This is a genomic window from Acinetobacter sichuanensis, from assembly GCF_003024515.2.
GTDB classification, from domain to species: domain Bacteria; phylum Pseudomonadota; class Gammaproteobacteria; order Pseudomonadales; family Moraxellaceae; genus Acinetobacter; species Acinetobacter sichuanensis.
Genome location: NZ_PYIX02000052.1, coordinates 1 through 22,766 on the forward strand (window position 1 = coordinate 1; position 22,766 = coordinate 22,766).

The following is a 22,766-nucleotide window of genomic DNA, read 5'->3' on the forward strand; positions in this document are numbered from 1 at the left end:
GAGAAAATTCAGATTTATATTAGAGTTTTTCAAATTATTTCAATATGGCTCAACTAAACTGTAATAACTTACAGTTAAATCAATTATTATCAAACACATAGATAAAAATCAACTATGTATTTGATAATGAAATTTGTACTGTAAACAAAAAACTCACTTTTAAACTTGATCAAAAATTGTTATAAAAAAATTATTTTATTATTTTGCCCTTTAAAAATTTATCGACCATCCCTATTAATTTTTATAGACAGGAATTCAGGAGCATCTTCATGAAAAAGGTTGTTAAAGCAAAAAATCTTATCGCATTTCGTATTTGGTTAGAAAAGTTAGGTTACTCTGTTAAAAATTTAGCTGATGGTAAAGGTTTCACATTTAGTTTTAAAAAAGAATACGGTTTAGTGACATGTGACCTTGCAGGAAACAATCTTGCATTTCAATTAGGTGAAGAATTCGAAGATCATTTAAAAGCATAAATTTCTTTTTTTATTAGAAAAGAGAAATCAGGCATCCTTATGGGTGCCTAAAATTTTTATTCCTAAATTCCAGACATAAAAAAAGCAAGATTTAAAATCTTGCTCCTTTTGAATATGGTGGGGACGGAGAGACTCGAACTCTCACACCTTGCGGCGCTGGAACCTAAATCCAGTGCGTCTACCAATTTCGCCACGTCCCCGAATAAACACCAATTTAATGGCTAATAAGTTGGCAGAGGATCAAGGACTCGAACCTTGACGAACGGTTTTGGAGACCGTCATGCTACCATTACACCAATCCTCTATCACAAATTATTAAGTTTTCAGACAACTTAATAATTGTTGGTGGGGACGGAGAGACTCGAACTCTCACACCTTGCGGCGCTGGAACCTAAATCCAGTGCGTCTACCAATTTCGCCACGTCCCCAATGGCTGTGTATATTATAGAGATCATTATGATCTGACAAGTCCTTTTTTTGAAAAAAACACTCGTTTGCTTAAATATAAAACAAAAATACACTTCCCTGCTTTTTCTTTAGCCAATTTTGCTTAATAGTTGTTTTATTTGATAAATATTTGTACAACGCGCCTGCTTTTTTTTCATGAGCAATAAATTTAATATCTCATTTAAAGCATAAAATTTAGGTACCAATTCTATTTTTAAGTCCTGACAATGCAAAAAAGCCCAATCTTGATAACTTTTTGCTTGCAACTTTTCTTGGGTTAACCATTCCAACCAAATAATTCCTAAAGCATAAAGATCTGTTTGCACTGATTTAGGTTGTGCATGAAATAATTCTGGCGCCATATAACGTGGTGTCGCTGTATTTTGCATATGCTTTACATCATCAAGATGACATGTCTGCTCAAAATCAATTAAACACAAGCGTTCTGATTGTTGTCGAAAATGCTCAACCTTTAAATCACCATGAATAAAACCTAATTCATGTAAATTTTCCAAGACATCTAAACTCTGCTTTAAAATACAGATCACTTGAGAAAATTGTAGCTCTAATGAATTTTCTGCAAAAAGTGCTGCTGCATCTTGTAAGTTTAACGAATCACTCAATAAAAGTACCGAAGATTTATTAGAACTCATCGCCTGCGTAATTGAAAAGTTGCTTAAAAATGAATGATCAGGAGATTCTAAAGCATTCAAACGGCGATATATCTCTAGTTCATTTAAAAAACCACGTTCATATTCCGCATTCACATGAGCAAGTTGTTGCTTAACCCAATATTTACCTGTTGTACTTTCTATACAATAAACTCTCCGCCCGAAACTTTGGCTGCGAGTGGAATTTATCGCTGTACCCAATGATTTGATGTTCATGCTTCTACTTTCTGCGTAGTATTCACTTTATTTTTCAAATTAAAATTTAACAGCTCTAAGCAGTGTTGAATGGTTTTACCAATACGTGCATGTGTTTCTATACTTGAAATTTTAGGCCAAGTTGCACGCTCACCTTCACGTTGCAATAATTGAAAAAGTTCTGGTCGAGGGTTCTGCAACATATATTGATAATGTTTGAAACTATAATTTCCAATAATATTAACATCACCATAATAACGCTGATCTATGATGCCATAACCATGTTCTAGCAATCTGCGTACAGTGGGAATACGTCCCATTCGGTCTCGAGTAAAGTCCATCACATCCATCGCGATCGTTTTGCCATGTTTACGAACGATTCGCTCAGGCCAACTTAATAAATCCGTTCTAAAACGTTCAACATCTGTTTGCATAAATGGTACGATATGCGGATTGACCTGACTGGCAATCGTGTAGTTGATATTATACAAACGAGACATTTTCTCTTGAGGGAAATCACTACGTACACTACCATCAACCCAACGTGTACTCGCTAAATAAGGCGTATGCACTGAATCATAACGCTTCCCTGTCAAACGTACAGGTGGAAATAAAATAGGAACAGCACAAGACGCTAAAACTGCACTCCACACCAATAAATCAGGTGCTGTATATTTATTCATAATACGTGCATCTTCATGTGAAGCGTTATAGGGTGCAACACTAATATTAATATCTAAACCTGATTTTTTATAAGCATCCTCAAAAGTAAAATCACCCAAATTTTCAATCAAAAACTTCTTTAAATATTTAACATCAGCAAAACCGCCATTACCTCGGACTAACTCTCGTAGGCTTCGAAAATGAAAAGCCTCACTATAAAAATGTTCACCAGACAAAATATTAGGGACTTCACTTTGCTCTGAAACACCAAGCATTGCTGTCATAATTGCACCAGCACTCGAACCTGACAGTACTTTTGGCAGTAAATCTTGCTCCATCAATGCCTTACAAACACCTGTATGAAATAAACCTAATGTTGCACCACCAGAAAACATCATCGCAGGTTGACCATATACTTTTTCACAGTTGGTAAAAAATTCAATTTTCTCAACGAGACTCAGATCCTCACATGCCACGGATGCAATAAAAGCGAGACTTTGACTTACTTCTTCAACATAATCTTCAATAATTTTTTTAGTGCCAACATACGTTTCTGTGAACAACAAAGGATGGGCGATATTTGCAATATCATGGCTTAAACCTTCACTTAAAATATAAATAAGATCAGCGGTACGCTTCTGATGACGGTAGCGACGTAAAATATTTAAACGATGGGAAATAATCTGAGCATCAAAATAAGGGGAACTATTGTCATATTTCCACTCTTGCGTTCCACTTTCTTCATCTAACTTTAAAGCTGTGGATTTCCATTCCTCATAATTTTCAGCTTGTGCCAGTTGTCTTTTTAACTTTTTAATTCGATATGCTTGATGCGGATTAAAGTCATGTTTAAATTCTATTTTCATCTGTCGCATTATCCTTTAATACCACTCTAAATAGAGTATCTAATCAGGTTACTATGCTGAATAATCAACGTATAAGCAATTACTCAAAACAACTATTTTTTGGCTCAGATGATCATTTTCATTGCATAAAATAAACACTGAGATGATGCACATGTTAACATCAATCCAAACTGTTAATTATTAGCGAACTCTTATGGCAACTCTTGATTTACCTGATCATTTAATCCAATCTTTATCCGTTGTACTTGAACAGTTAAAACAAGTTCTTCCCGAACCTCGACAAGAAACGGATTTTTCTGCACCTGCCTATCGTTGGCAAGATAAACAACTCAAACCAATCTACCAACCTAAAGCGATTTTATTGGAAGATTTAAAAGGTATTGAGCGCCAAACAGCCAAAATTTTACAAAATACAGAACAATTTTTACATGGATTACCTGCCAATGATATTTTACTCACAGGCTCACGTGGCACAGGAAAATCCTCCATTGTGCGGGCTTTATTAACGCAATACCATGAACAAGGCTTACGTTTAATTGAAATTGAACGTGATGATTTATCTGAATTACCTGAAATCCAAAAAGCAATCCAGCATCGTCCTGAAAAATTTATTGTTTATTGTGACGATTTAGCATTTAACGCAGAAGATGAAAATTATCGTAGTTTAAAAAGTGTTTTAGATGGTTCATTACAATCAGGTTCAAGTAATTTCATTATTTATGCAACCAGTAATCGTCGTCATTTACTTCCTGAGTTTATGCATGAAAATACACCTGTGACTAAAGTTGATGTCCCACAATATAAAGAGTTACATCCACAAGAAGCAATCGAAGAGAAAATTTCTCTGTCAGACCGTTTTGGGCTGTGGTTATCCTTCTATCCAATGGATCAAAATTTATATTTAGAAATTGTAGAGCACTATTTGGCGAAAGAAAATATGCCATTTACAGCGGAAACTCGTGCAGAGGCTTTACGTTGGTGTCAAAGTCGTGGGCAGCGTTCTGGACGAGCAGCTTATCAGTTTTCTAAACATTGGATTGGATCTGAACGTTTAAAAAATATTTAAGGCGTTTTGTATAAAATCAAATAAATTGGCATTGAGTTTCTTCAATGCCAAGACCAAAAACTAAGCTAAGGCTTTGTATAAATTATAAATACTTAATAATGAAATCAAGATTCCCACTACTATCATCAGTGTACGAGCAGGTAATTTTGCACATAATACAGCAGCAATAGGTGCAGCAAATAAACCACCGATGACTAAACCTGCAATGACTGTCCAGTGAGTAAAACCACCAAATAAAGCAAAAGCAGCCCCTCCAGCAATTGCCAAGAAAAACTCTGCTGCATTGACTGAGCCAATGGTTGTCCTAGGGTCTTGCCCACTACCAACTAAAGATGTTGTGACGACTGGTCCCCAACCTCCACCCCCAATCGCATCCATGAAGCCTCCTGTTACTGCTAAAGGCGCAACATAGGTTGGAGGATCTGTCTTAATGCGTATCGTTTTAAAGGCTTTGATTAAAATATAAATTCCCATTAACAATAAATATCCTGAAATGAAAGGTTTAATGACATTTCCATCAATATTTGTTAATAAATAAGCACCTATCACCGCCCCAATAACACCAGGAATCACCAAGCGCTTAAACAAGGCTTTGTTAATATTGCCTAATTTCCAATGTGACAGCCCTGAAAAGCCCGTAGTAAATACTTCAGCAATATGCACAGATGCTGAAGCAGCAGCAGGTGGCACACCTGTGGACAATAAAAAAGTACTGGCGGTTACACCATAAGCCATCCCTAAAGCTCCATCTACGACTTGAGCAAATAAGCCAACGCCTGCCGCAGTCCAAAAGCTTTTGCTAGAAAACCCTTCTTGTAAAGTCTGAGTGATACTTTGTGATTGCACTGGATAAAGATTACTAAATACAGCAATCGCTACAAATATCGTCACGATAACAACAAATATGGAAATGATAATTTTCTTAAATGGTATTTGTCGGTTTTCGCTTTCTGTTGTTGTCAATTCAGTCATTATTTTTCTCTTTTCGTTATTCAACTCAGATATTTTTCACTTTTATTTAGTTTTTATAAATAATTAAAAATAGATAAGTTTAGCTTTTTGAGTAATTTAAGTTTTAAATTTTTGAAAAATTAGAATTTTTAAATTAAGAATTAAATATTTAAACCATCATCTTCAGCAAAAAATCACATAATATAATGGTTTAAATAAAAGTAATAAGTGAAAAAAGTAGATAATAAAACCAACCAAACAGGAAATTTCATTTTTAGTAAAAAAATTAAAATAATAACAAAAATAATATCAGTGCTTTGAATAATATATTTTTCAGACATTTGATAAATTAAACACAATAACAAACCAACCACTGCTGCATTTATACCTTGCAAAGACTTATAGATTATTTTTTGCCTCATTAGCCATGACCAATATGGCAAAGTACCAAATACCAAAAAAAATGAAGGCACAAATATAATAAAACTTGCAATAATAATATTCAAAGTGACTGAGGATGTTAAAGGTAATAATGCACCCAAATAACTAGAAAAACTAAATAATGGACCAGGTACGAATTGCACCAAAGCATAACCTAAATCAAATTTATCATTTGAAATTAACCCTGTACTCACAAATTCTTGATGCAGTAATGGCAAAATAACATGCCCACCGCCAAAAACTAAAGAAGCGGATTGATAAAAACCTTCGACACTTTGTATTAAAACCGAAGGAGAAAAATGATTAAATAGTGGAAAGCAGAAAAAAGGCATAATAAAAATGAATAGCCAAATATAAGCTTTAGAATTTTTTATAGCAGTTAGTTTAGCTTCAGAGTCTTTTAAAAAAATTTCTTTTTGATGCTGCTCTTTTGCTAAAAACCCACCAACGAGAGCCGCAATAAAAATCACAATGAATTGATTCATCGCCATAGGCACAGTATAAATAAAAACTGCTGAAAAAATCAGCAAAATGTATTGCCAGAACTGATGACATAAAGTGGTTAACATTTGCCAAAACGCCCAAACAACCACTGACAAAACAATGAGTTGAATAACATGAAAAAATATATTATTCAATGTGTTAAAAATATATTGCCCAAATAATGCTGAACTCGCCATCAACAAGGCAGAAGGTAAAGTAAAACCCAACCAAGCACAAAAAGCGCCTAAATAACCATTTTTAAGATAACCAATACTTATTCCAACTTGACTACTGGTTGGTCCTGGTAAAATTTGAGCCAAAGCTAATATTTGATAATATTGTGCTTCATCTAACCAACGCATTTTTTTGATTAAAATATTATGAAATAAAACCAAATGTGCTGCAGGACCACCAAAACCAATACAGCCCAATTTTAAAAAAGTAATAAAAATATGATAGTTTGTTAATTTAGCTGTATTCATATCAGTTTATAATCACAAGTCACTTATTAAAACCAGAGTTTTTAATGAATCAAACTCTGGTTATTTTTATATTTTATGGAATTGGTTTTAAATCTAAATGGTCGATAATATATAAAGTATTCGTATCAATAACTTTTTTATCTTGATCTAAATATTTTTGTTCAAGCGCGCCATTATTTACCCATAATGAAAAATCATCATCATTAATTAAACCTAAACGTTCTTGGTCAATCAGCCATAGCCCTTCCATTTTATCATGTGGAAATTTTACTTGTTTATTCATATCCAGTACCAAAGTTTTATTTGGTGCAATAATATTTAAAGCAGTTAAACCTTGCCAACCTTCATCTAAAACATATTGTTCTAAAGTTTTCCCATCAATCGTTAAACCCAGTTTTTCATCTTGTTTAATTTGGTTATTTTCCTTAACTTCTTCTAAATTCGTTGCTTGGCGTAAATCAATTTTATAAACACGTTTAAAAGCATTTTGATTATCTTTATAAAAATCTCCATCACGTTCTAGTACTAAAAATGAAGTATTACTTAACGCAGTAATCGCAGAGTTTGAATATGCTTTGGTACCACCTTCTTGCTTATATAAATACTGTTTTACTTTTTTCGTGACTAAATCAATGCTGACTATACGAGTCAAATCCGACTTATTCACACTATTGTTTGGATTATCCATAGTCGATTGCATAATGCCTACCAATGTTTTCCCGTCAGGTGTAACGGTTAATCCCTCCATACCACGATTTGGGCGACGTTTCGCAAACTCAGCAGGTAAAATATAACCGCCTATACGACGTGTATCATCAGTAAAAGCATTTATTCGATCAAGCTCTTGACCATTTGCATCAAAATGCACAATATGTGGACCATATTCATCAGATACCCAAAAAGTTCCATCTGCAAGTGCCACTAAACCTTCGGGGTCTAAACCATATTCATCCGTTTGTTGTTTTAGTAACTTTCCATAAATATCATAAGCTGCTTCTTTAGTTGAACCAAAATTAAGATTTGGCAAACCTGTAATATTTTTACCTGTACGATCTTTGAGTAAAATTTCTTTTATTTTTTTCACAGTTCCATCTGTTTGCACTTCAAACAAACCTATACGTGGTGTATATGAAGGATCTGGAAACATTTTTCCGTTGTCTTTATTCAAGTTAAAATCTGCATTTGGTCCTCGGTCTGTCAAAGCATAATATTGATTTTTATGCGTTGGATGAGCAACTAAATCTGAACCAAATCCACCTCGACGAAACTCAATAAAGTTTCCAGCTTTTGCACCATCGACAATTCCTTTAATATCCATAAGCTCATAATTCAAATGTACACCATGAGCAAATAAATTCTGCGTAATACAATTATTTTCTGTTTTTTGAATTTCATCAGTCTCTAGCTTTTTATTATTATTTAAATCTAATCCAGAGAATTTTACCGTACCACCAAAACGACAATTTTGATCTCCAAACTGAAGGGGTTGTTCTAATGTTAAAACTTGCTTTGAGTTTGTTGGAAGTTCAGTTGTATTGTCTTTATCATTTCCACAGCCAACCAATACACTGGCAGTCATTATAGATAAAGCTAAATATTGATATTTCATTGTTGTTTTTCATATGGCTAAAATGAGCTTTGATGCTAAGCTGCTTCAATGACAAAACCATGAAAAATGTAGATTTAAAATGATAAAAATCAATTCTTTTAAGCCTAAAAATAGCGTCTAAAAGCGCATAAGATGCATAAATTTAAGTCAACCATTTCATCATGAATCCAATATAATTTTCATGTTTTTTATTTTTTAGAATAAAAAAGAGCTTCAAATGAAGCTCTTTTTACTGCGACTTACAAATTATGCATTTGTTTCAGCAGGAACTTTCGGGTAGCTTACGCCACACATTTGTTCAGCGATACGTAAAACTTGGCAGCTATAACCTACTTCGTTATCGTACCAAACATAAGCAGTTAAACGGTTACCCGAAGTGATTGTTGCTTGCGCATCAAACACACCTGCTGTACGTGAACCAATAAAGTCAGAAGATACAACTTCAGTCGAGTTGGTATAACCAATTTGACCTTGAAGGTTTGAATGGATCGAAATTTGACGAATGTATTCGTTCACTTCTTCACGATCAACTTCTTTCTCAAGTGTTAAGTTAAGAATAGCCAATGAAACGTTTGGTGTAGGAACACGTACTGAGTTACCTGTCAATTTACCTTGTAACTGTGGTAATGCTTTTGCAACCGCTTTAGCAGCACCAGTTTCAGTAATAACCATGTTCAATGTTGCAGCACGACCACGACGATCCGCTTTATGATAGTTATCAATTAAGTTTTGGTCGTTTGTGAAAGAGTGAACAGTTTCAACGTGACCATTGATCACTTTGTATTTGTCTTCTAACACTTTTAATACTGGTGTGATTGCGTTTGTTGTACAGCTTGCAGCAGAGATGATTTTATCTTCATCTAAGATATCTGCTTGGTTTACACCAAACACAACGTTTTTCATGTCACCTTTACCAGGTGCAGTCAATACAACACGACCAACGCCAGCGCATTGAAGGTGTTGAGTCAAACCGTCGATATCACGCCATTTACCTGTGTTATCGATCACTAATGCGTTATCGATTCCATAAGCTGTATAATCTACTTCAGCTGGGCTAGAAGCATAAATTACTTTGATGAAGTTACCATTTGCAATGATTGCTTCATTTTCTTCATCTACAGAAATTGTACCTGCAAATGGACCATGAATTGAGTCACGACGTAATAAAGACGCACGTTTTTCCAAGTCACCATCAGAAGATTTACGAACTACAATCGCTTTAAGGTTTAAACCACGACCCAAACCTGATTGGCTAATGATTAAACGCGCTAAAATACGACCGATACGACCAAAACCGTAAAGCACAACATCTTTAGGCTCAACAAGAGCAGGACGACCTTCTAAAGATTGAACTGCTTGAGCAACAAATGCATCAACATCGCCGCCTTTTTCTTTATATTCAACAGCAAGTTTACCTAAATCAACTTCTGCAGAACCGATATTCTCAAGTTTAGCCAACGCTTCTAAAAGAGGGAACGTGTTAACAACAGAAAGTTCAACATCCATCATACGTGTACGACGGTGTGCTTTTAAAATTTGAATTACTGAACGGTTCACTAAAGAACGACCGTAAACAGAAGTCACAATGTTTTTTTCACGGTATAATTGACCGATTAATGCAATCATACGTTCCGCGATTTCTTCACGGTTTTTCCAGCGACCTTGGTGCTCTGCGTGTAGGGCGATGATAGTGTCTTTGCTCACAGATACGTCCTCTATTTTATGTATATCTAGACTAAGTTTAAAAAACCCTAGTATTGTAATGGAATTCTAACAAAGAATGAATCGAAAGCTGCTCAAGCAAAGGACTTTTTGCCCTATATTCACTATAAATTTACAAAATATGTATAATTATTTCGATGATTTCTAGATTAGATCATGCAACAACATATTGATGATCCAAAAATTGCATGGTTAAGACTTTTCATTTTCAATGCGTTGTTTCATTTTTTGTGTATTTCGTTGTAGTTTTTGTCGATTACGCTTTTGCGTATAAAGATGCAAACTTCCTTCAATCACAAGAATACCAACAGCACACCAAATGGGAATATAGGTCAACCATTCATCTTGACCAATACTCTCTCCAAGTGCAAAAGAAGCCAACGCCAACAAAACAGGTTCTAAATAACTCAATAAACCAAATAAAACCAAAGGCAAATAGCGGCTTGCTAAAATATAACTACCTAAACCAATTGCACTCAACAGCCCCAAACCTGCCACAACAAGCCACAAATACCAATGTCCGACAAACATACTCAATGGTGCATCTGCCATTTGTACCAAATAAATTGCGACAGGCATACAAATTAAGATATCCCACCAGAACCCACCAAGGTTATCGGTATGAATACGTTTACGAATTAAAAAATAAAGAGAATATCCCACTGCAACGGACATCGTTTCCCATGCAATACTGCCTAAACGCCAAATTTCATGTGCAACACCAACAACCGCAAATGACACCGCTAAGAGCTGTAATTTAGACAGTTTTTCTTTGAAGAAAATACTGCCCATGAGTACCAAAAATAAAGGTAATAAAAAATAACCAAGAGAAACTTGTAAGCCACGCCCATTCATAGGTCCCCATAAGAATAGCCAGAGCTGAAAGCAAGTCAAAGCAGAAGTCAGCATTAAAATGAGTAATAATGCAGGTTTTTGCAGGATACGTTGCCCTATGGTTTTGACATGTGTCCAATCACCACTATAAAACATGAATAAACTTAGAAAAGGCAACGTCGCGATAATACGCCAGCCAAATGTTTGCTGATGATCGAATGGGTATAAAAGTTGAGTATAAAAATATAAAACGCCGAAAGTGACTGATGCCAAAACGGATAATGCAACACCTTTAAACATCTGCCATCTCTACATAATTTTACAGAGGTATTATAAGCATATTTCCTTAAATGTATTTGAAAATTCAAGTATAAATATCATTCAAAAACTCATCTAAGGTTCTGTCTGTTCTGAACGGATTAAATCTTTCACACTAAAACCAAGCGTTTGCGCATAACGTAAATATTCGGTGACTTTATTTTCATCAGGATGAGGGTTTCGTGACAAAATCCATAAATATTTACGCTTCGGTTCTCCAACTAAAGCCATTTGATAATGTGGATCTATTTTTAAAATCCAATAATCTCCTCGTCCAAATGGCATCCAACGCACTGCCTCAGGTAAAAAACTGACTTTAATTTTTGAGTTATAAGGATCATTCATTACAAAACCTTCACCAATTGAACGTAATTGGTTGCCTTGCTGATCAATACAACGATTATCTACCTCAACATTTCCATATTCATTGATGGTATAACGTGCGGTGACGTCTTTTGCACATTCTCTTTGAAAATACATAGGCTTACGTGCAACCTCATACCAAAGCCCAAGATATTTATCAAGTTCAACACGGGGTACTGTGGCAAGTGAACGGTCTTCGGCATAACTCGGTATCGCAACAAAAATACTCATTGTAAACAACAAGTTTCTTTGTATCATTTGGCTATTTTTATGGATCCACTTGGGTATTTTTTTCATTAAACTCACCCATTTCCCCTCACTTTTTGCATTTATAATTATTAAAATAATCATAAATTTAAGCCAGAATTGTAGCTTTATGTATCTTTAAATTAAATATAAGCCACAATCCCAGCCTTTCTAAGTTCAACTATTGTAACATGCGCGCTTTTAAGCGTACGATTTCATCACGTAAACGTGCCGCTTGCTCAAATTGTAGTTCTTTTGATGCTTTTAACATTTCTTTTTCAAGTTTTGCTAAATGCTTAGCAAGCAGTTTTGGATCAGACAAGAGGTGTTGCTCATCTGCCGTTAATGCTTGCGCCTGTTCATCAAGTTTTACCTCAATTTGCTCATCATTTAAAAGCTCGCCTGTATCAATATCTTTACTGACTTGACGTACTGCACTACGCGGTGTAATGCCATGTAAAAGGTTAAATTCGATTTGTTTATTACGTCGACGCTCTGTTTCATCCATTGCTTTTTGCATTGAATCAGTAATGCGGTCAGCATATAAAATTGCTTTACCTTTAATATTTCGTGCTGCACGACCAATGGTCTGAATCAGAGAGCGTTCAGAGCGTAAAAAGCCTTCTTTATCTGCATCTAAAATTGCAACTAAAGAAACTTCAGGCATATCTAAACCTTCTCTTAATAAGTTAATTCCCACCAGAACATCATGTACACCTGAACGTAGCTCATGAATAATTTTCGTGCGCTCCACAGTATCAATATCAGAGTGTAAATAAGCGACTTTAATACCATATTCTTTAAGATAGGACGTTAAGTCTTCTGCCATACGTTTGGTTAATGTCGTCACCAAAACACGTTCATTTAAATCTTTGCGGATATTAATCTCAGATAACACATCATCTACTTGTGTTAAGACTGGACGAATTTCAATTTCAGGATCAATCAAGCCTGTTGGACGTACCACTTGTTCAACGACTTGCTCAGATTTTTCGAGTTCATATCTTGCAGGCGTTGCACTCACATAAATTGTTGTCGGTACAAGACGCTCCCATTCTTCAAATTTCATTGGACGATTATCCAAAGCACTCGGTAGGCGAAAACCATAATTCACTAAATTTTCTTTACGAGAACGATCTCCTTTATACATTGCGCCGATTTGCGGCACAGTGACATGTGATTCATCAATCAGCAATAAAGCATCTTCAGGTAAATAATCAAATAAAGTCGGCGGTGCAGCACCTTCAGGTCGACCAGATAAATGCCGTGAATAGTTTTCAATACCATTGGTATAACCGAGCTGTTGCATCATCTCTAAGTCATAACGGGTGCGTTGCTCAATGCGCTGAGCTTCGAGCAATTTATCATTTTCACGGAAAAAAACTAAACGCTCTTTGAGTTCTTCTTGAATTGTACCAATGGCTCTTTGTAAATTATCTTTAGGCGTAACATAGTGACTTTTTGGGTAAATCGTTACACGTGGCACTTTACGTACCATTTTGCCTGTAATTGGGTCAAACCATCGAATAGAATCGACTTCATCATCAAACAACTCAATGCGTATTGCATGTTGGTCAGATTCAGCAGGGAAAATATCAATAATATCACCACGAATACGATAAGTTGCTCTTAGAAACTCTAACTCGTTACGGGTATATTGCATTTCAACTAAGCGTCGAATAATTTCATCACGATGCAGTCGATCCCCCTGTACGACATGTAATAACATGCTCATATATGCATTGGGATCACCAAGACCATAAATTGCAGATACTGATGCGACAATAATACAATCACGACGCTCTAATAATGCACGAGTAGCAGACAAACGCATTTGGTCAATATGGTCATTAATGGCGGAGTCTTTTTCAATAAATGTATCTGACGATGGAACATAAGCTTCGGGTTGATAATAATCATAGTAACTCACGAAATATTCCACAGCATTGTTTGGAAAAAATGCTTTGAACTCGCCATAGAGCTGCGCAGCTAAGGTTTTATTGTGCGCCATCACAATCGTTGGGCGTTGTGTTTGTTCAATGACATTTGCCATAGTATAGGTTTTACCCGAACCTGTAACACCGAGCAAAAGTTGATCATGATAGCCTTGATTGACACCATGTACTAATTTTTCAATCGCTTGCGGCTGATCCCCTGCAGGCTGATATTGTGTAATAAGTTCAAAGGGTTGACTATCCTGCATCGTAATACTTCTAAAACCGAATAATGAGCTTTAATTATGGGGGTAAAATTTCCAGATGCAATCTTTCTCATTTTTAGTTTTTTATTCATTTTGCTCAATCAACTTCGCCAATTTGCGTTGCGCAGGTTTATAATATCGACTTGCTGCTTGCATGATCAGTGAACGTCCTTTCACTTCATCTTTTTCTACCCCTAAACCACGTAAATATAAACGCCCTAAATTATAAATTGCTTCTACAATATCATAGGCTGCTGAACGCTGATAATAGGCAACAGCTTGTGCATAATCTCGTTTTACTCCTTTACCGCGTTCATATTTATCGCCTAAATTATTCAAAGCTTGAGGATAATCTTGATTTGCCGCTTGTTGATACCAATACACTGCTTTCTCATCATCTTGCTGAAAGCCTTTTTCACCATATTCTATATAATAAGCCAGTTGATATTGTCCAATACAATGCCCTTGTTCTGCACTGCGTAATAAATAATATTGAAAATTTCCCTCACGATTTAGCTTAAAGTAAGCATCATAATCAGGATTAATGATCCGCAAGTACATCTGTGCCAAAGCATAACTTGCTTGTGCATGCTCTGCTGTCTGTCCCTGTTCACTGACTAATTCATAATACTGTTTTGCTTCCCCCATAGCGGTATCCGTTTTTCCAATACCATGAAATGCCCATGTATAACTTAACTCAGCAAAATGTAACATCGCACTGACATCATTTGCGTCTGCTAAGCTGCGCACATATTGGCGATAGTCATCATAAAAAGTCTTTAAATCTGAAGCTGTAGAGGCAAAAGGAAGTAGGTCAATATGACTACAGAACTCTACTGTTCTCATTTGATACAATCCTACATAATGTATCTGTTGCGCATGCTCAAGTTGTTCAATTTTTTGAATTTGAATAGGCTCACCCAAGGTTTTATGTTTCGTTTTATCAATTAATATTAAAAAATCACCCGCTTGGATATTTTGCAGAATATGTCTATTTCTTTGCATCAATAATTCCTGTGTTATTTTAGATCATCATTTTTTTAAATATTTTATCGGATCACTTGACCATTGTCGCATTCAATTGCAACATGGAACAAAGCCAATACGAGATTGCAGTCAATGACTTACCACTATCATGATGAAAGTATTATTAAAAGTTTAGCTGAAGATACGGTTTTTGTATTTGGCAGTAATCTCGCGGGCACACATCAAGGCGGTGCAGCAAAAATCGCCTATTTACATTTTGGTGCGATGAAAGGTGTGGGACGAGGTTGGTCAGGTCAAAGCTTTGCGATTCCCACAATGAATGAACATCTACAACAAATGCCTCTATCGCAAATTGAGCATTATGTAGATGACTTTAAAATTTATACAAAAAATCATCCTAAAACGAAGTATTTTATTACGGCTGTAGGTTGTGGTGTTGCAGGCTATAAAGTTGAAGAAATTGCCCCGATGTTCAAGGGTATTTCTCATAATGTTATTTTTCCGAGTTCTTTTAGACCTTTTGTAGAAAAAACTTTACCAAAACTCACTCAACATTTACTCCACGCATTTATTCAAGAAGATATTATTTTTAGTGAAGATCTGGATCAGGCTTTACAAAATTTACAACTCACAGAAGCTGAAAAAAGTTTAGCTAAAATCGTGATTAATACACCAATGTATCCAACTGATAGTAATGGTCGTGATCGTAGTTATGAAATTAGTGATATTTTAAATACACTGAGCCATAAAAATGTTTTACAACTTGATATTCAAAGTGATGCAGCTAAAACTTTAGGTGGCGTCATTTTAGCTTTGTTAGAGTTATATCACCTCAATGAAAGCGATTTTATTGACATTTGGAACGGGCAAAAAAACATCACGCCGCCTAAGGCAGAAAATAAAGCAAAACGCTGAGGTGATCCATATGGAGCAAGTTAATTTAACCATATTCAATTTGTCTCCAATGGCGATGTGGATTCAAGACTTTAGCAAAGTTAAAAAAATCTTCCAGCAATGGACTGATGAAGGTGTGGAAGATTTAGAACAATATTTAATGGAAGACCCTGAACGTTTACAAGCTTGCCTGATGGTTATTCATACCATTCAGGTAAACCAAAGTACTTTAGAGCTTTATGAAGCCACGGATTTAAATGAAATTTTATTGAGTTTTGCACGTTTACATTATGAAAAAATCAGCATTGAAAAAGTAAAATTCTTTGTTGCTTTATGGAAAAATAATTCTCAGTGTGTCTGTCCATCAATCAACTTTACTTGTAAAGGAAAACAAATTGATATTTTACTCAAAGCCAGTGTTATGCCTGGTTATGAGGACAGTTGGGAACGTTTATTATTAACCACAGAAAATGTTTCTGACTATCAAAATGCTCGACGTTTTGCAGAGTCATTATTTATTCACTCACCCACTGCACTTTGGGTTAAGGATTATAGTGCAGTTAAAATATTATTTGATCGCTTACAACAACAAGGTATACACGACTTAAAACAATATATTAGCCAACATCCTGAGTTTTTAAGTATATGTTTTCAAAGTGTTCGTTCTATTGATGTCAATCAAGCTTTATTAACCTTATTTAAGGCAAACAATAAACAACATTTTGATCAAAACACACATTTTTTATTTAGTGAAAATAGTCGTCAGCATTTTCAAGATGAGTTATTACATTTATGGCAAGGTCATTCTCATTTAGAGCGTGATTGTGAATATAAAACTTTAGAAAAACAATCCATTCATGTGAGAGAACAATTAATGGTTTTTCCAAATGCGGTAAATACATGGGATACCATTCAAATTGCTTATACTGATTTTACCGCACGTAAAGAGTTAGAAACTTATTTACATTATCTGAGTCATCATGATGAACTCACTCAACTTTATAATCGTAATTTCTTTAATGCTGAAGTGAAAAGACTGCAAATAGAATCAATACTTCCAACAGCATGTATTTATTTAGATATAAATGGTTTAAAAACAATTAATGATTTAAAGGGTCATCATTGTGGTGATTTATTATTAAAACGCTTTGCCAATATTTTACGTCAAGCAACCTTAAATACGCATTATTCTGTATCTCGTTTAGGCGGTGATGAATTTGTGATTTTGATGCCTAGCGCAACAGAAGCTATGGCTTATCAATTATTAAGTCAAATTCAAGCTGATATTATTAAAGATAATATCGAACATCCTCATAGCTTAATTAGTGTTGCTTATGGTGTAGGCTGTACTGACACGGAACCCAATATCGAAACCTTAATAAAAATGACCGATCTTGATATGTATGAGCAAAAAAACTTGTACTATCAAAATTACCGTTCTTGATCCTTTAAAATACTTATTACGTGATTTATCAAAATTCATTCAGTCTATTTCTAAAAATACTTTTTGTAATTTTGATGTTTATTTTTAAATTTATAAAATATACATAAATCCAATAAAATGTGACATAAAATGCATTTCAAAAGATAAATAGCTTTGCTATCACGTTATATTTAATGCTATATTTCTCTATTATTTGACCAACCAATATAAATGTTAGGAATATAAAATGGCGATTTTAGAATCATCAATTTTTGATTTATCCCCTATTCCTATGTGGTTGGAAGACTATAGCGAAGTCAAAAAACAGTTTGATTTATGGAAAAGCCAAGGCGTTACCGATTTAAAAAGTTTTCTAGAAGAAGATTTGAGTCGTGTTACCTTATGTGCTCATAAAATTAAAATTATTAAAGTAAATCCTAAAACTTTAGAAGTATTTGAAGCAGTTGATCTAGAACATTTATGTCAAAATTTAGCCGTCATTTTTCAACAAGAAATGTTTCAATCGCATATTTCTGAACTGGTTGCATTGTGGCAAGGTCAAACTGAATTTTCGAGTACCACAACAAATTATACAATTTCAGGCAAAAGACTTGATATGAAATTAAGAGGTGTTGTTTTACCTGAAGCATATCAAGATTTAAGCCGTGTTTTATTAACAACAGAAGATATTAGTGATTATCAAAATGCGTGTCGTTTAGAAGAAAAAAATCGACGTTTGGCTGAATCTCGTTTTATTTATTCTCCTACTTCATTATGGGTAGAAGATTTTAGTCGAGTTAAAATGCGGCTTGATCAATTACGTGCTTTAGGTATTGAAGATTTTGTGACTTTTTTAGATGTTCATGCTGATTTTATTAATCAATGTGTCGACGATATTATTTTACTTGATGTCAACCAAGCCACTTTAGATTTATTTAAAGCACCAAATAAAGAAACACTGTTTAAAAATTTAGATAAAGTTTTGTCTAAAGAAATGCACCAAACTTTTCGCGAACAATTAATCGAACTTTGGAATGGCAATATTCACCATCAACGTGAAGCAATAAATTATGCACTTGATGGCTCAATTCGCCACGTTCTACTCCAGTTTACCGTCTTTCCAGGTTATGAACAGGATTGGGGTTTAGTACAATTAGCCTTAACAGATATTACTGCCCGTAAAAAAGCAGAAAGTTATTTAGAATATCTAGGAAAACATGATGTATTAACCAAACTACATAATCGTTCTTTTTATACTGAAGAAATTAACCGTTTAGAACGTAGTTTAGTTCGCCCAATTTCAGCCATTTATATCGACATGAATGGATTAAAAGAGATTAATGATCAACTTGGTCATGATATTGGAGATGGTTTATTGCGTCGCGTAGGCAATATATTAAATAGAGCAATCACCAATACTAATTTTTCAGCTTCTCGTATTGGAGGAGATGAGTTTGTTATTTTAATGGTCGGTGCAAATGAAGCAGCCGTTGAAACATTTCGATTAACGATTGAAGAACTCTTACATATTGATAATCAATATTATGCTTCACAACCTATTTATATTGCACTGGGTTATGCAACCATTCAGAAAAATGAAACTGTCGAACAAATGCTTAAACGTGCCGATCAGTTAATGTATAAAAAGAAACAGGCTTATTATAATGCTTAATGTAATTTAAACTTTAAAGACACACAGAATTCATTGGTCAAATCTAAGTATAAAAAAACAGGCTTAAGCCTGTTCCTTCTAGCGTTTACCCATCGAGCGACGAGTACCACGAGGTGGCATCCAAGTCCGATCTGCATATTGTTGAGGTTTTGGGCGCAGCTCCTCCACATCTTCATCGGCAGGTTTGGCATCATTGGCTTGTTTCACTGGGAAAGGTAACTTTGCCACAGCTTTTTTTTTGGGAGTATTTGGGGTATTCATGAGACTTTCTCAGTTTTAACTGTGCATATTGTACGTAAATTTTTTAGATGATGCGAGTTTTGCACTTATGTCTATCTCATTTGTATTTTATTGATACATAAATTTTGGATTTTCGTGCCTTTTTAGTCAATTTGCACACTTTTTAAACGACGACTTATTTATTTTTAAGCTATGATAGTGTGCTTTTTATTTTTAAATCCCTATAAGAAGGAATACTGCCGTGGACGTACGTCTCTCTGATCGTGTAAATGCCATCAAACCGTCTCCAACGCTTGCTGTGACTAACAAAGCTGCTGAATTAAAAGCGGCTGGCAAGAATGTGATTGGCTTGGGCGCAGGCGAACCTGATTTCGACACCCCACAACACATCAAAGATGCAGCAATTGCCGCAATCAATAACGGTTTCACCAAATACACTGCTGTTGACGGTACGCCTGGGCTGAAAAAAGCGATTATTGCAAAATTCAAACGTGACAATAATCTCGACTATGCAGCAAACCAAATTTTGGTTTCTTGCGGTGGTAAACAATCTTTCTTTAACTTGGCACTTGCTTTGTTAAACAAAGGTGATGAAGTGATTATTCCTGCGCCGTTCTGGGTAAGCTATCCAGATATGGTGATCATCGCTGAAGGCGTTCCAGTGATTGTAAAATGTGGTGAAGAACAACGTTTTAAAATCACCCCTGCTCAATTAGAAGCAGCAATTACTGATAAAACTCGTTTAGTGGTTTTAAACAGCCCATCTAACCCTACAGGTATGATCTATACCAAAGCTGAATTAGAAGCTTTGGCTGAAGTTCTTCGTAAATATCCAGAAGTTTACATCGCTTCTGATGATATGTATGAACCGATCCGTTGGGATGACGAGTTCTATAACATTGCAACTGTAGCGCCTGATCTTTATGAGCGTACGATCGTTCTAAATGGTGTGTCTAAAGCCTATGCAATGACTGGCTGGCGTATTGGCTATGCAGCGGGTCCTGCTAAATTGATTGGCGCAATGAAAAAAATCCAATCACAATCAACTTCAAACCCAACTTCTATTTCACAAGTTGCTGCTGAAGCTGCATTGAATGGTCCTCAAGATGTACTTGAGCCAATGATTGAAGCATTCAAACGTCGTCACGACTTAGTGGTCAATGGCTTAAATGAAATCAATGGCATTTCTTGTTTACCTGCTGATGGTGCATTTTATGCATATGCAAATATCCGTCCATTGATCCGTGCGAAAGGTTTAAAATCTTGCACAGAATTCTCTGAATGGTTATTGGAAGAAACTGGTGTTGCCGTTGTTCCTGGTGATGCATTCGGTTTAGGCGGTTTCATGCGTATTTCTTATGCAACTGCGGATGAAGTGCTTGTAGATGCACTTGCTCGTATCAAAAAAGCAGCTGATTCAATTGAAGGCGTAGATGCTGCGATTGCTTCTATTGCTGCTGAAAAATAATCTGAATATTAATTATCAGATTTAAAAAAACCCGCAGAAATTGCGGGTTTTTTTATTATTATTTTTAGTAAAAAACACCAATATTGATGAGAATAAAGCTCTGATTTTAATGTTGTATCGCTTTTACAGCGCTGTTTTTTGACACTGCAAAAATCACCAAAAGAATGCCACAGAGCACAATAATTGATGACAAAATAACTCTAAAACTGACACTTTCCCCAATAAACAACGAACCACCCAATATCGCTAAACAAGGTACTGAAAGTTGTACCGTACTGGCTGTAATCCGATCTATTTTTTTAACAATCGAATACCAAAGAATATATGCTCCGCTTGAGGTCAGCCCACCTGAAACCACTGCCAGTAAAATTCCTTGTAGATTGAAATGCATAGATTTGAAAAAAAACAATGCTGCAAAGAATACCAAAGGCGTTGCGACAATAAAGTTGGTTAAGGTACTGTTAAATGAGTTTTCTGTAGTTTTACCTAAAATACTATAAGCCGCCCAAGCCATACCAGAAATGATCATCACCATTGAGTAAAGCAAATCTGGTGCATGCGCATCTGGTAAAAGTAATAGAATAATTCCAGCAAGTGCGAGGGTTAACCCAGAACCCTTCTGTAGATTAATTTTTTCGCCATTTAAAAGCCCATAAAACACCATGGTCAATTGTACTGTTCCAAATAACAGTAATGCCCCTACTCCCGCATCAATTTTGACATAGGCAACTGAAAGCGCAATAATATAAAGTGCGAGAAAAAACCATCTTTAAAACGCCATTGCAGTGATATTTTTGTTGTTGATTGACTCGCGCTCAATAAAAATAAAATCCCCAATACAACTGCGCCGCTCACCACACGCAATAAACTAAAACTCATCGGATCAATATGATTTTGTGCCAAAGCGAGTCTACATAACACTGAATTTGCGGCAAAAGCCAACATTGCAATGGTTATTTTAAAATACATAAAATTCCTTTTTTGCTTTATTCTCTCTATATTTTAATGATTACTCATCTTTAAAATATAAGTTGAAATATCACTGATATCCATTTCAGTTTTAAAACGTCATTGCCGTTTTTTTATTTAAATATCGAGGTGATTAAATAAAAAAATACCTAATAAATACTATTAGGCATTCATACAAAAGGAAAGTCTATTTTATTATTTAGTCAAATATAAACACTTCGTTAAGCGACAGCACGTTCCTCTATTGGTAGCACTTTACGTAACTCATAACCCGTATAATCCGCACTTGGACGAATAATACGGTTGTCTGCACGCTGCTCCATGACATGCGCAGCCCAGCCCGTTACACGGCTCATCACAAAGATTGGTGTAAATAGTTTCGTTGCGATGTCCATGAAGTGGTATGCAGATGCATGGAAGAAATCTGCGTTACAGAATAATTTCTTCTCACGCCACATCACTTCTTCACAACGTACTGAAACTGGATAAAGTACCGTATCACCTACATCTTTCGCTAATTTTTCAGACCAGATTTTGATGATGCCATTACGTGGGTCATTGTCTTTGTAGATCGCATGACCAAAGCCCATGATCTTTTCTTTACGCTCAAGTTTACCTAGCATTTCACGTTCAGCTTCTTCTGGCGATGTCCAGTTTTCGATCATTTCCATTGCAGCTTCGTTCGCGCCGCCATGGAGTGGACCACGTAATGAACCAATCGCACCTGTGATACATGAGTGCATGTCTGACAATGTCGAAGCACATACACGCGCTGTGAATGTCGATGCGTTAAACTCATGCTCAGCATAAAGAATCAGCGATACATTCATGACCTGTTCATGCAATTCGTTTGGCTTTTCACCACGAAGTAAATGCAGGAATTGCGCGCCGATTGAATCATCATCGGTATTTTCTTCGATACGCACGCCATCATGGCTGTAGCGATACCAGTAGCAAATGATTGCAGGTAATGTTGCAAGTATACGGTCTGCAACGTCTTGCTGTTCGTCAAATGATTTTTCAGTTTCGATGTTACCGAGCATTGAAACACCTGTACGCATCACATCCATTGGGTGTGAGTCA

At 35.5% G+C, this 22,766-nt stretch carries 18 protein-coding genes, 3 tRNA genes and 1 pseudogene; 6 read left to right on the forward strand and 16 right to left on the reverse strand.

The features are described 5' to 3' along the window. Positions 1–269 precede the first annotated feature (269 nt). Positions 270–473, forward strand: coding sequence for a hypothetical protein (locus tag C9E89_RS19415; protein WP_065991968.1), 204 nt, complete (start codon positions 270–272; stop codon positions 471–473). A 115-nt stretch (positions 474–588) separates the two neighbouring features. Here the strand turns inward: C9E89_RS19415 and C9E89_RS19420 are convergent. From C9E89_RS19420 to C9E89_RS19440, 5 genes are all read right to left on the reverse strand, one after another. Then, positions 589–673: transfer RNA gene (locus C9E89_RS19420), tRNA-Leu, on the reverse strand. 30 nt (positions 674–703) lie between these two features. Next, positions 704–777 (reverse strand) — tRNA-Trp (locus C9E89_RS19425). Between the two features lie 39 nt (positions 778–816). Beyond that, positions 817–901: transfer RNA gene (locus C9E89_RS19430), tRNA-Leu, on the reverse strand. A gap of 108 nt (positions 902–1,009) precedes the next feature. Then, positions 1,010–1,807 (reverse strand): protein kinase domain-containing protein, encoded by a 798-nt coding sequence (locus C9E89_RS19435; RefSeq protein ID WP_107009876.1) that lies wholly within the window; start codon positions 1,805–1,807, stop codon positions 1,010–1,012. Continuing rightward, a complete protein-coding gene (locus C9E89_RS19440) occupies positions 1,804–3,315 on the reverse strand; it encodes a DUF3336 domain-containing protein (RefSeq protein WP_107009877.1) in 1,512 nt (503 codons plus the stop codon). The genes C9E89_RS19435 and C9E89_RS19440 overlap by 4 nt, the downstream gene beginning before the upstream one ends. A gap of 193 nt (positions 3,316–3,508) precedes the next feature. On the opposite strand from C9E89_RS19440, the gene C9E89_RS19445 reads away from it, so the two are divergent. Next, complete coding sequence (locus C9E89_RS19445; RefSeq protein WP_107009878.1) at positions 3,509–4,381, forward strand: ATP-binding protein; 873 nt, start codon at positions 3,509–3,511, stop codon at positions 4,379–4,381. Positions 4,382–4,441: 60 nt separating this feature from the next. Here C9E89_RS19445 and C9E89_RS19450 read toward each other — a convergent pair whose 3' ends face one another. From C9E89_RS19450 to C9E89_RS19485, 8 genes are all read right to left on the reverse strand, one after another. Next, positions 4,442–5,353, reverse strand: a complete 912-nt coding sequence (locus C9E89_RS19450; protein ID WP_107009879.1) for a sulfite exporter TauE/SafE family protein — start codon at positions 5,351–5,353, stop codon at positions 4,442–4,444. A 173-nt stretch (positions 5,354–5,526) separates the two neighbouring features. Then, a complete protein-coding gene (chrA, locus tag C9E89_RS19455; protein WP_107009880.1) occupies positions 5,527–6,738 on the reverse strand; it encodes a chromate efflux transporter in 1,212 nt (403 codons plus the stop codon). 73 nt (positions 6,739–6,811) lie between these two features. After that, a complete protein-coding gene (locus C9E89_RS19460) occupies positions 6,812–8,347 on the reverse strand; it encodes an esterase-like activity of phytase family protein (protein ID WP_107009881.1) in 1,536 nt (511 codons plus the stop codon). Between the two features lie 246 nt (positions 8,348–8,593). After that, entirely contained in the window at positions 8,594–10,051 is a 1,458-nt protein-coding gene (locus C9E89_RS19465) for a glyceraldehyde-3-phosphate dehydrogenase (RefSeq protein WP_107009882.1), read from the reverse strand. A 210-nt stretch (positions 10,052–10,261) separates the two neighbouring features. Then, entirely contained in the window at positions 10,262–11,203 is a 942-nt protein-coding gene (gene rarD / locus C9E89_RS19470; protein WP_107009883.1) for an EamA family transporter RarD, read from the reverse strand. A gap of 93 nt (positions 11,204–11,296) precedes the next feature. Next, entirely contained in the window at positions 11,297–11,842 is a 546-nt protein-coding gene (locus tag C9E89_RS19475; RefSeq protein ID WP_322887905.1) for a lipocalin family protein, read from the reverse strand. A gap of 169 nt (positions 11,843–12,011) precedes the next feature. Continuing rightward, entirely contained in the window at positions 12,012–14,033 is a 2,022-nt protein-coding gene (gene uvrB / locus C9E89_RS19480) for an excinuclease ABC subunit UvrB (protein ID WP_107009884.1), read from the reverse strand. A gap of 81 nt (positions 14,034–14,114) precedes the next feature. Further along, the gene (locus C9E89_RS19485) at positions 14,115–15,035 is read right to left on the reverse strand and encodes a tetratricopeptide repeat protein (RefSeq protein ID WP_107009885.1); all 921 of its coding nucleotides are present in this window, start codon (positions 15,033–15,035) and stop codon (positions 14,115–14,117) included. Between the two features lie 114 nt (positions 15,036–15,149). On the opposite strand from C9E89_RS19485, the gene C9E89_RS19490 reads away from it, so the two are divergent. The 3 genes from C9E89_RS19490 to C9E89_RS19500 all read left to right on the forward strand — a co-directional run bounded on the left by C9E89_RS19490 (position 15,150) and on the right by C9E89_RS19500 (position 19,006). Next, positions 15,150–15,932 (forward strand): A1S_2505 family phage non-structural protein, encoded by a 783-nt coding sequence (locus tag C9E89_RS19490; protein ID WP_107009886.1) that lies wholly within the window; start codon positions 15,150–15,152, stop codon positions 15,930–15,932. 10 nt (positions 15,933–15,942) lie between these two features. Continuing rightward, entirely contained in the window at positions 15,943–17,355 is a 1,413-nt protein-coding gene (locus C9E89_RS19495; RefSeq protein ID WP_107009887.1) for a GGDEF domain-containing protein, read from the forward strand. Between the two features lie 226 nt (positions 17,356–17,581). Then, positions 17,582–19,006 (forward strand): sensor domain-containing diguanylate cyclase, encoded by a 1,425-nt coding sequence (locus C9E89_RS19500; protein WP_107009888.1) that lies wholly within the window; start codon positions 17,582–17,584, stop codon positions 19,004–19,006. Between the two features lie 78 nt (positions 19,007–19,084). Here the strand turns inward: C9E89_RS19500 and C9E89_RS19505 are convergent, their stop codons facing one another. After that, positions 19,085–19,267, reverse strand: coding sequence for a hypothetical protein (locus tag C9E89_RS19505; RefSeq protein WP_107009889.1), 183 nt, complete (start codon positions 19,265–19,267; stop codon positions 19,085–19,087). A gap of 220 nt (positions 19,268–19,487) precedes the next feature. Between C9E89_RS19505 and C9E89_RS19510 the strand changes: the two genes are divergently transcribed. Beyond that, a complete protein-coding gene (locus tag C9E89_RS19510) occupies positions 19,488–20,714 on the forward strand; it encodes a pyridoxal phosphate-dependent aminotransferase (RefSeq protein WP_107009890.1) in 1,227 nt (408 codons plus the stop codon). Positions 20,715–20,820: 106 nt separating this feature from the next. Here the strand turns inward: C9E89_RS19510 and C9E89_RS19515 are convergent. Together C9E89_RS19515 and C9E89_RS19520 are read right to left on the reverse strand one after the other, a co-directional pair. Next, positions 20,821–21,683: pseudogene (locus C9E89_RS19515) on the reverse strand (DMT family transporter). Between the two features lie 221 nt (positions 21,684–21,904). After that, the coding region (locus C9E89_RS19520; protein ID WP_107009892.1) for a citrate/2-methylcitrate synthase at positions 21,905–22,766 on the reverse strand (862 nt) is incomplete at its 5' end.

Bases quoted from the DNA above. Each gene is read 5' to 3' on its own strand.
- C9E89_RS19435 (WP_107009876.1), bottom strand. From the start codon at position 1,807: ATGAACATCAAATCATTGGGTACAGCGATAAATTCCACTCGCAGCCAA.
- C9E89_RS19500 (WP_107009888.1), top strand. From the start codon at position 17,582: ATGGCGATTTTAGAATCATCAATTTTTGATTTATCCCCTATTCCTATG.
- uvrB (WP_107009884.1), bottom strand. From the start codon at position 14,033: ATGCAGGATAGTCAACCCTTTGAACTTATTACACAATATCAGCCTGCA.
- C9E89_RS19450 (WP_107009879.1), bottom strand. From the start codon at position 5,353: ATGACTGAATTGACAACAACAGAAAGCGAAAACCGACAAATACCATTT.
- rarD (WP_107009883.1), bottom strand. From the start codon at position 11,203: ATGTTTAAAGGTGTTGCATTATCCGTTTTGGCATCAGTCACTTTCGGC.
- C9E89_RS19505 (WP_107009889.1), bottom strand. From the start codon at position 19,267: ATGAATACCCCAAATACTCCCAAAAAAAAAGCTGTGGCAAAGTTACCT.
- C9E89_RS19460 (WP_107009881.1), bottom strand. From the start codon at position 8,347: ATGAAATATCAATATTTAGCTTTATCTATAATGACTGCCAGTGTATTG.
- C9E89_RS19490 (WP_107009886.1), top strand. From the start codon at position 15,150: ATGACTTACCACTATCATGATGAAAGTATTATTAAAAGTTTAGCTGAA.
- chrA (WP_107009880.1), bottom strand. From the start codon at position 6,738: ATGAATACAGCTAAATTAACAAACTATCATATTTTTATTACTTTTTTA.
- C9E89_RS19415 (WP_065991968.1), top strand. From the start codon at position 270: ATGAAAAAGGTTGTTAAAGCAAAAAATCTTATCGCATTTCGTATTTGG.
- C9E89_RS19445 (WP_107009878.1), top strand. From the start codon at position 3,509: ATGGCAACTCTTGATTTACCTGATCATTTAATCCAATCTTTATCCGTT.
- C9E89_RS19485 (WP_107009885.1), bottom strand. From the start codon at position 15,035: ATGCAAAGAAATAGACATATTCTGCAAAATATCCAAGCGGGTGATTTT.
- C9E89_RS19495 (WP_107009887.1), top strand. From the start codon at position 15,943: ATGGAGCAAGTTAATTTAACCATATTCAATTTGTCTCCAATGGCGATG.
- C9E89_RS19475 (WP_322887905.1), bottom strand. From the start codon at position 11,842: ATGATACAAAGAAACTTGTTGTTTACAATGAGTATTTTTGTTGCGATA.
- C9E89_RS19440 (WP_107009877.1), bottom strand. From the start codon at position 3,315: ATGAAAATAGAATTTAAACATGACTTTAATCCGCATCAAGCATATCGA.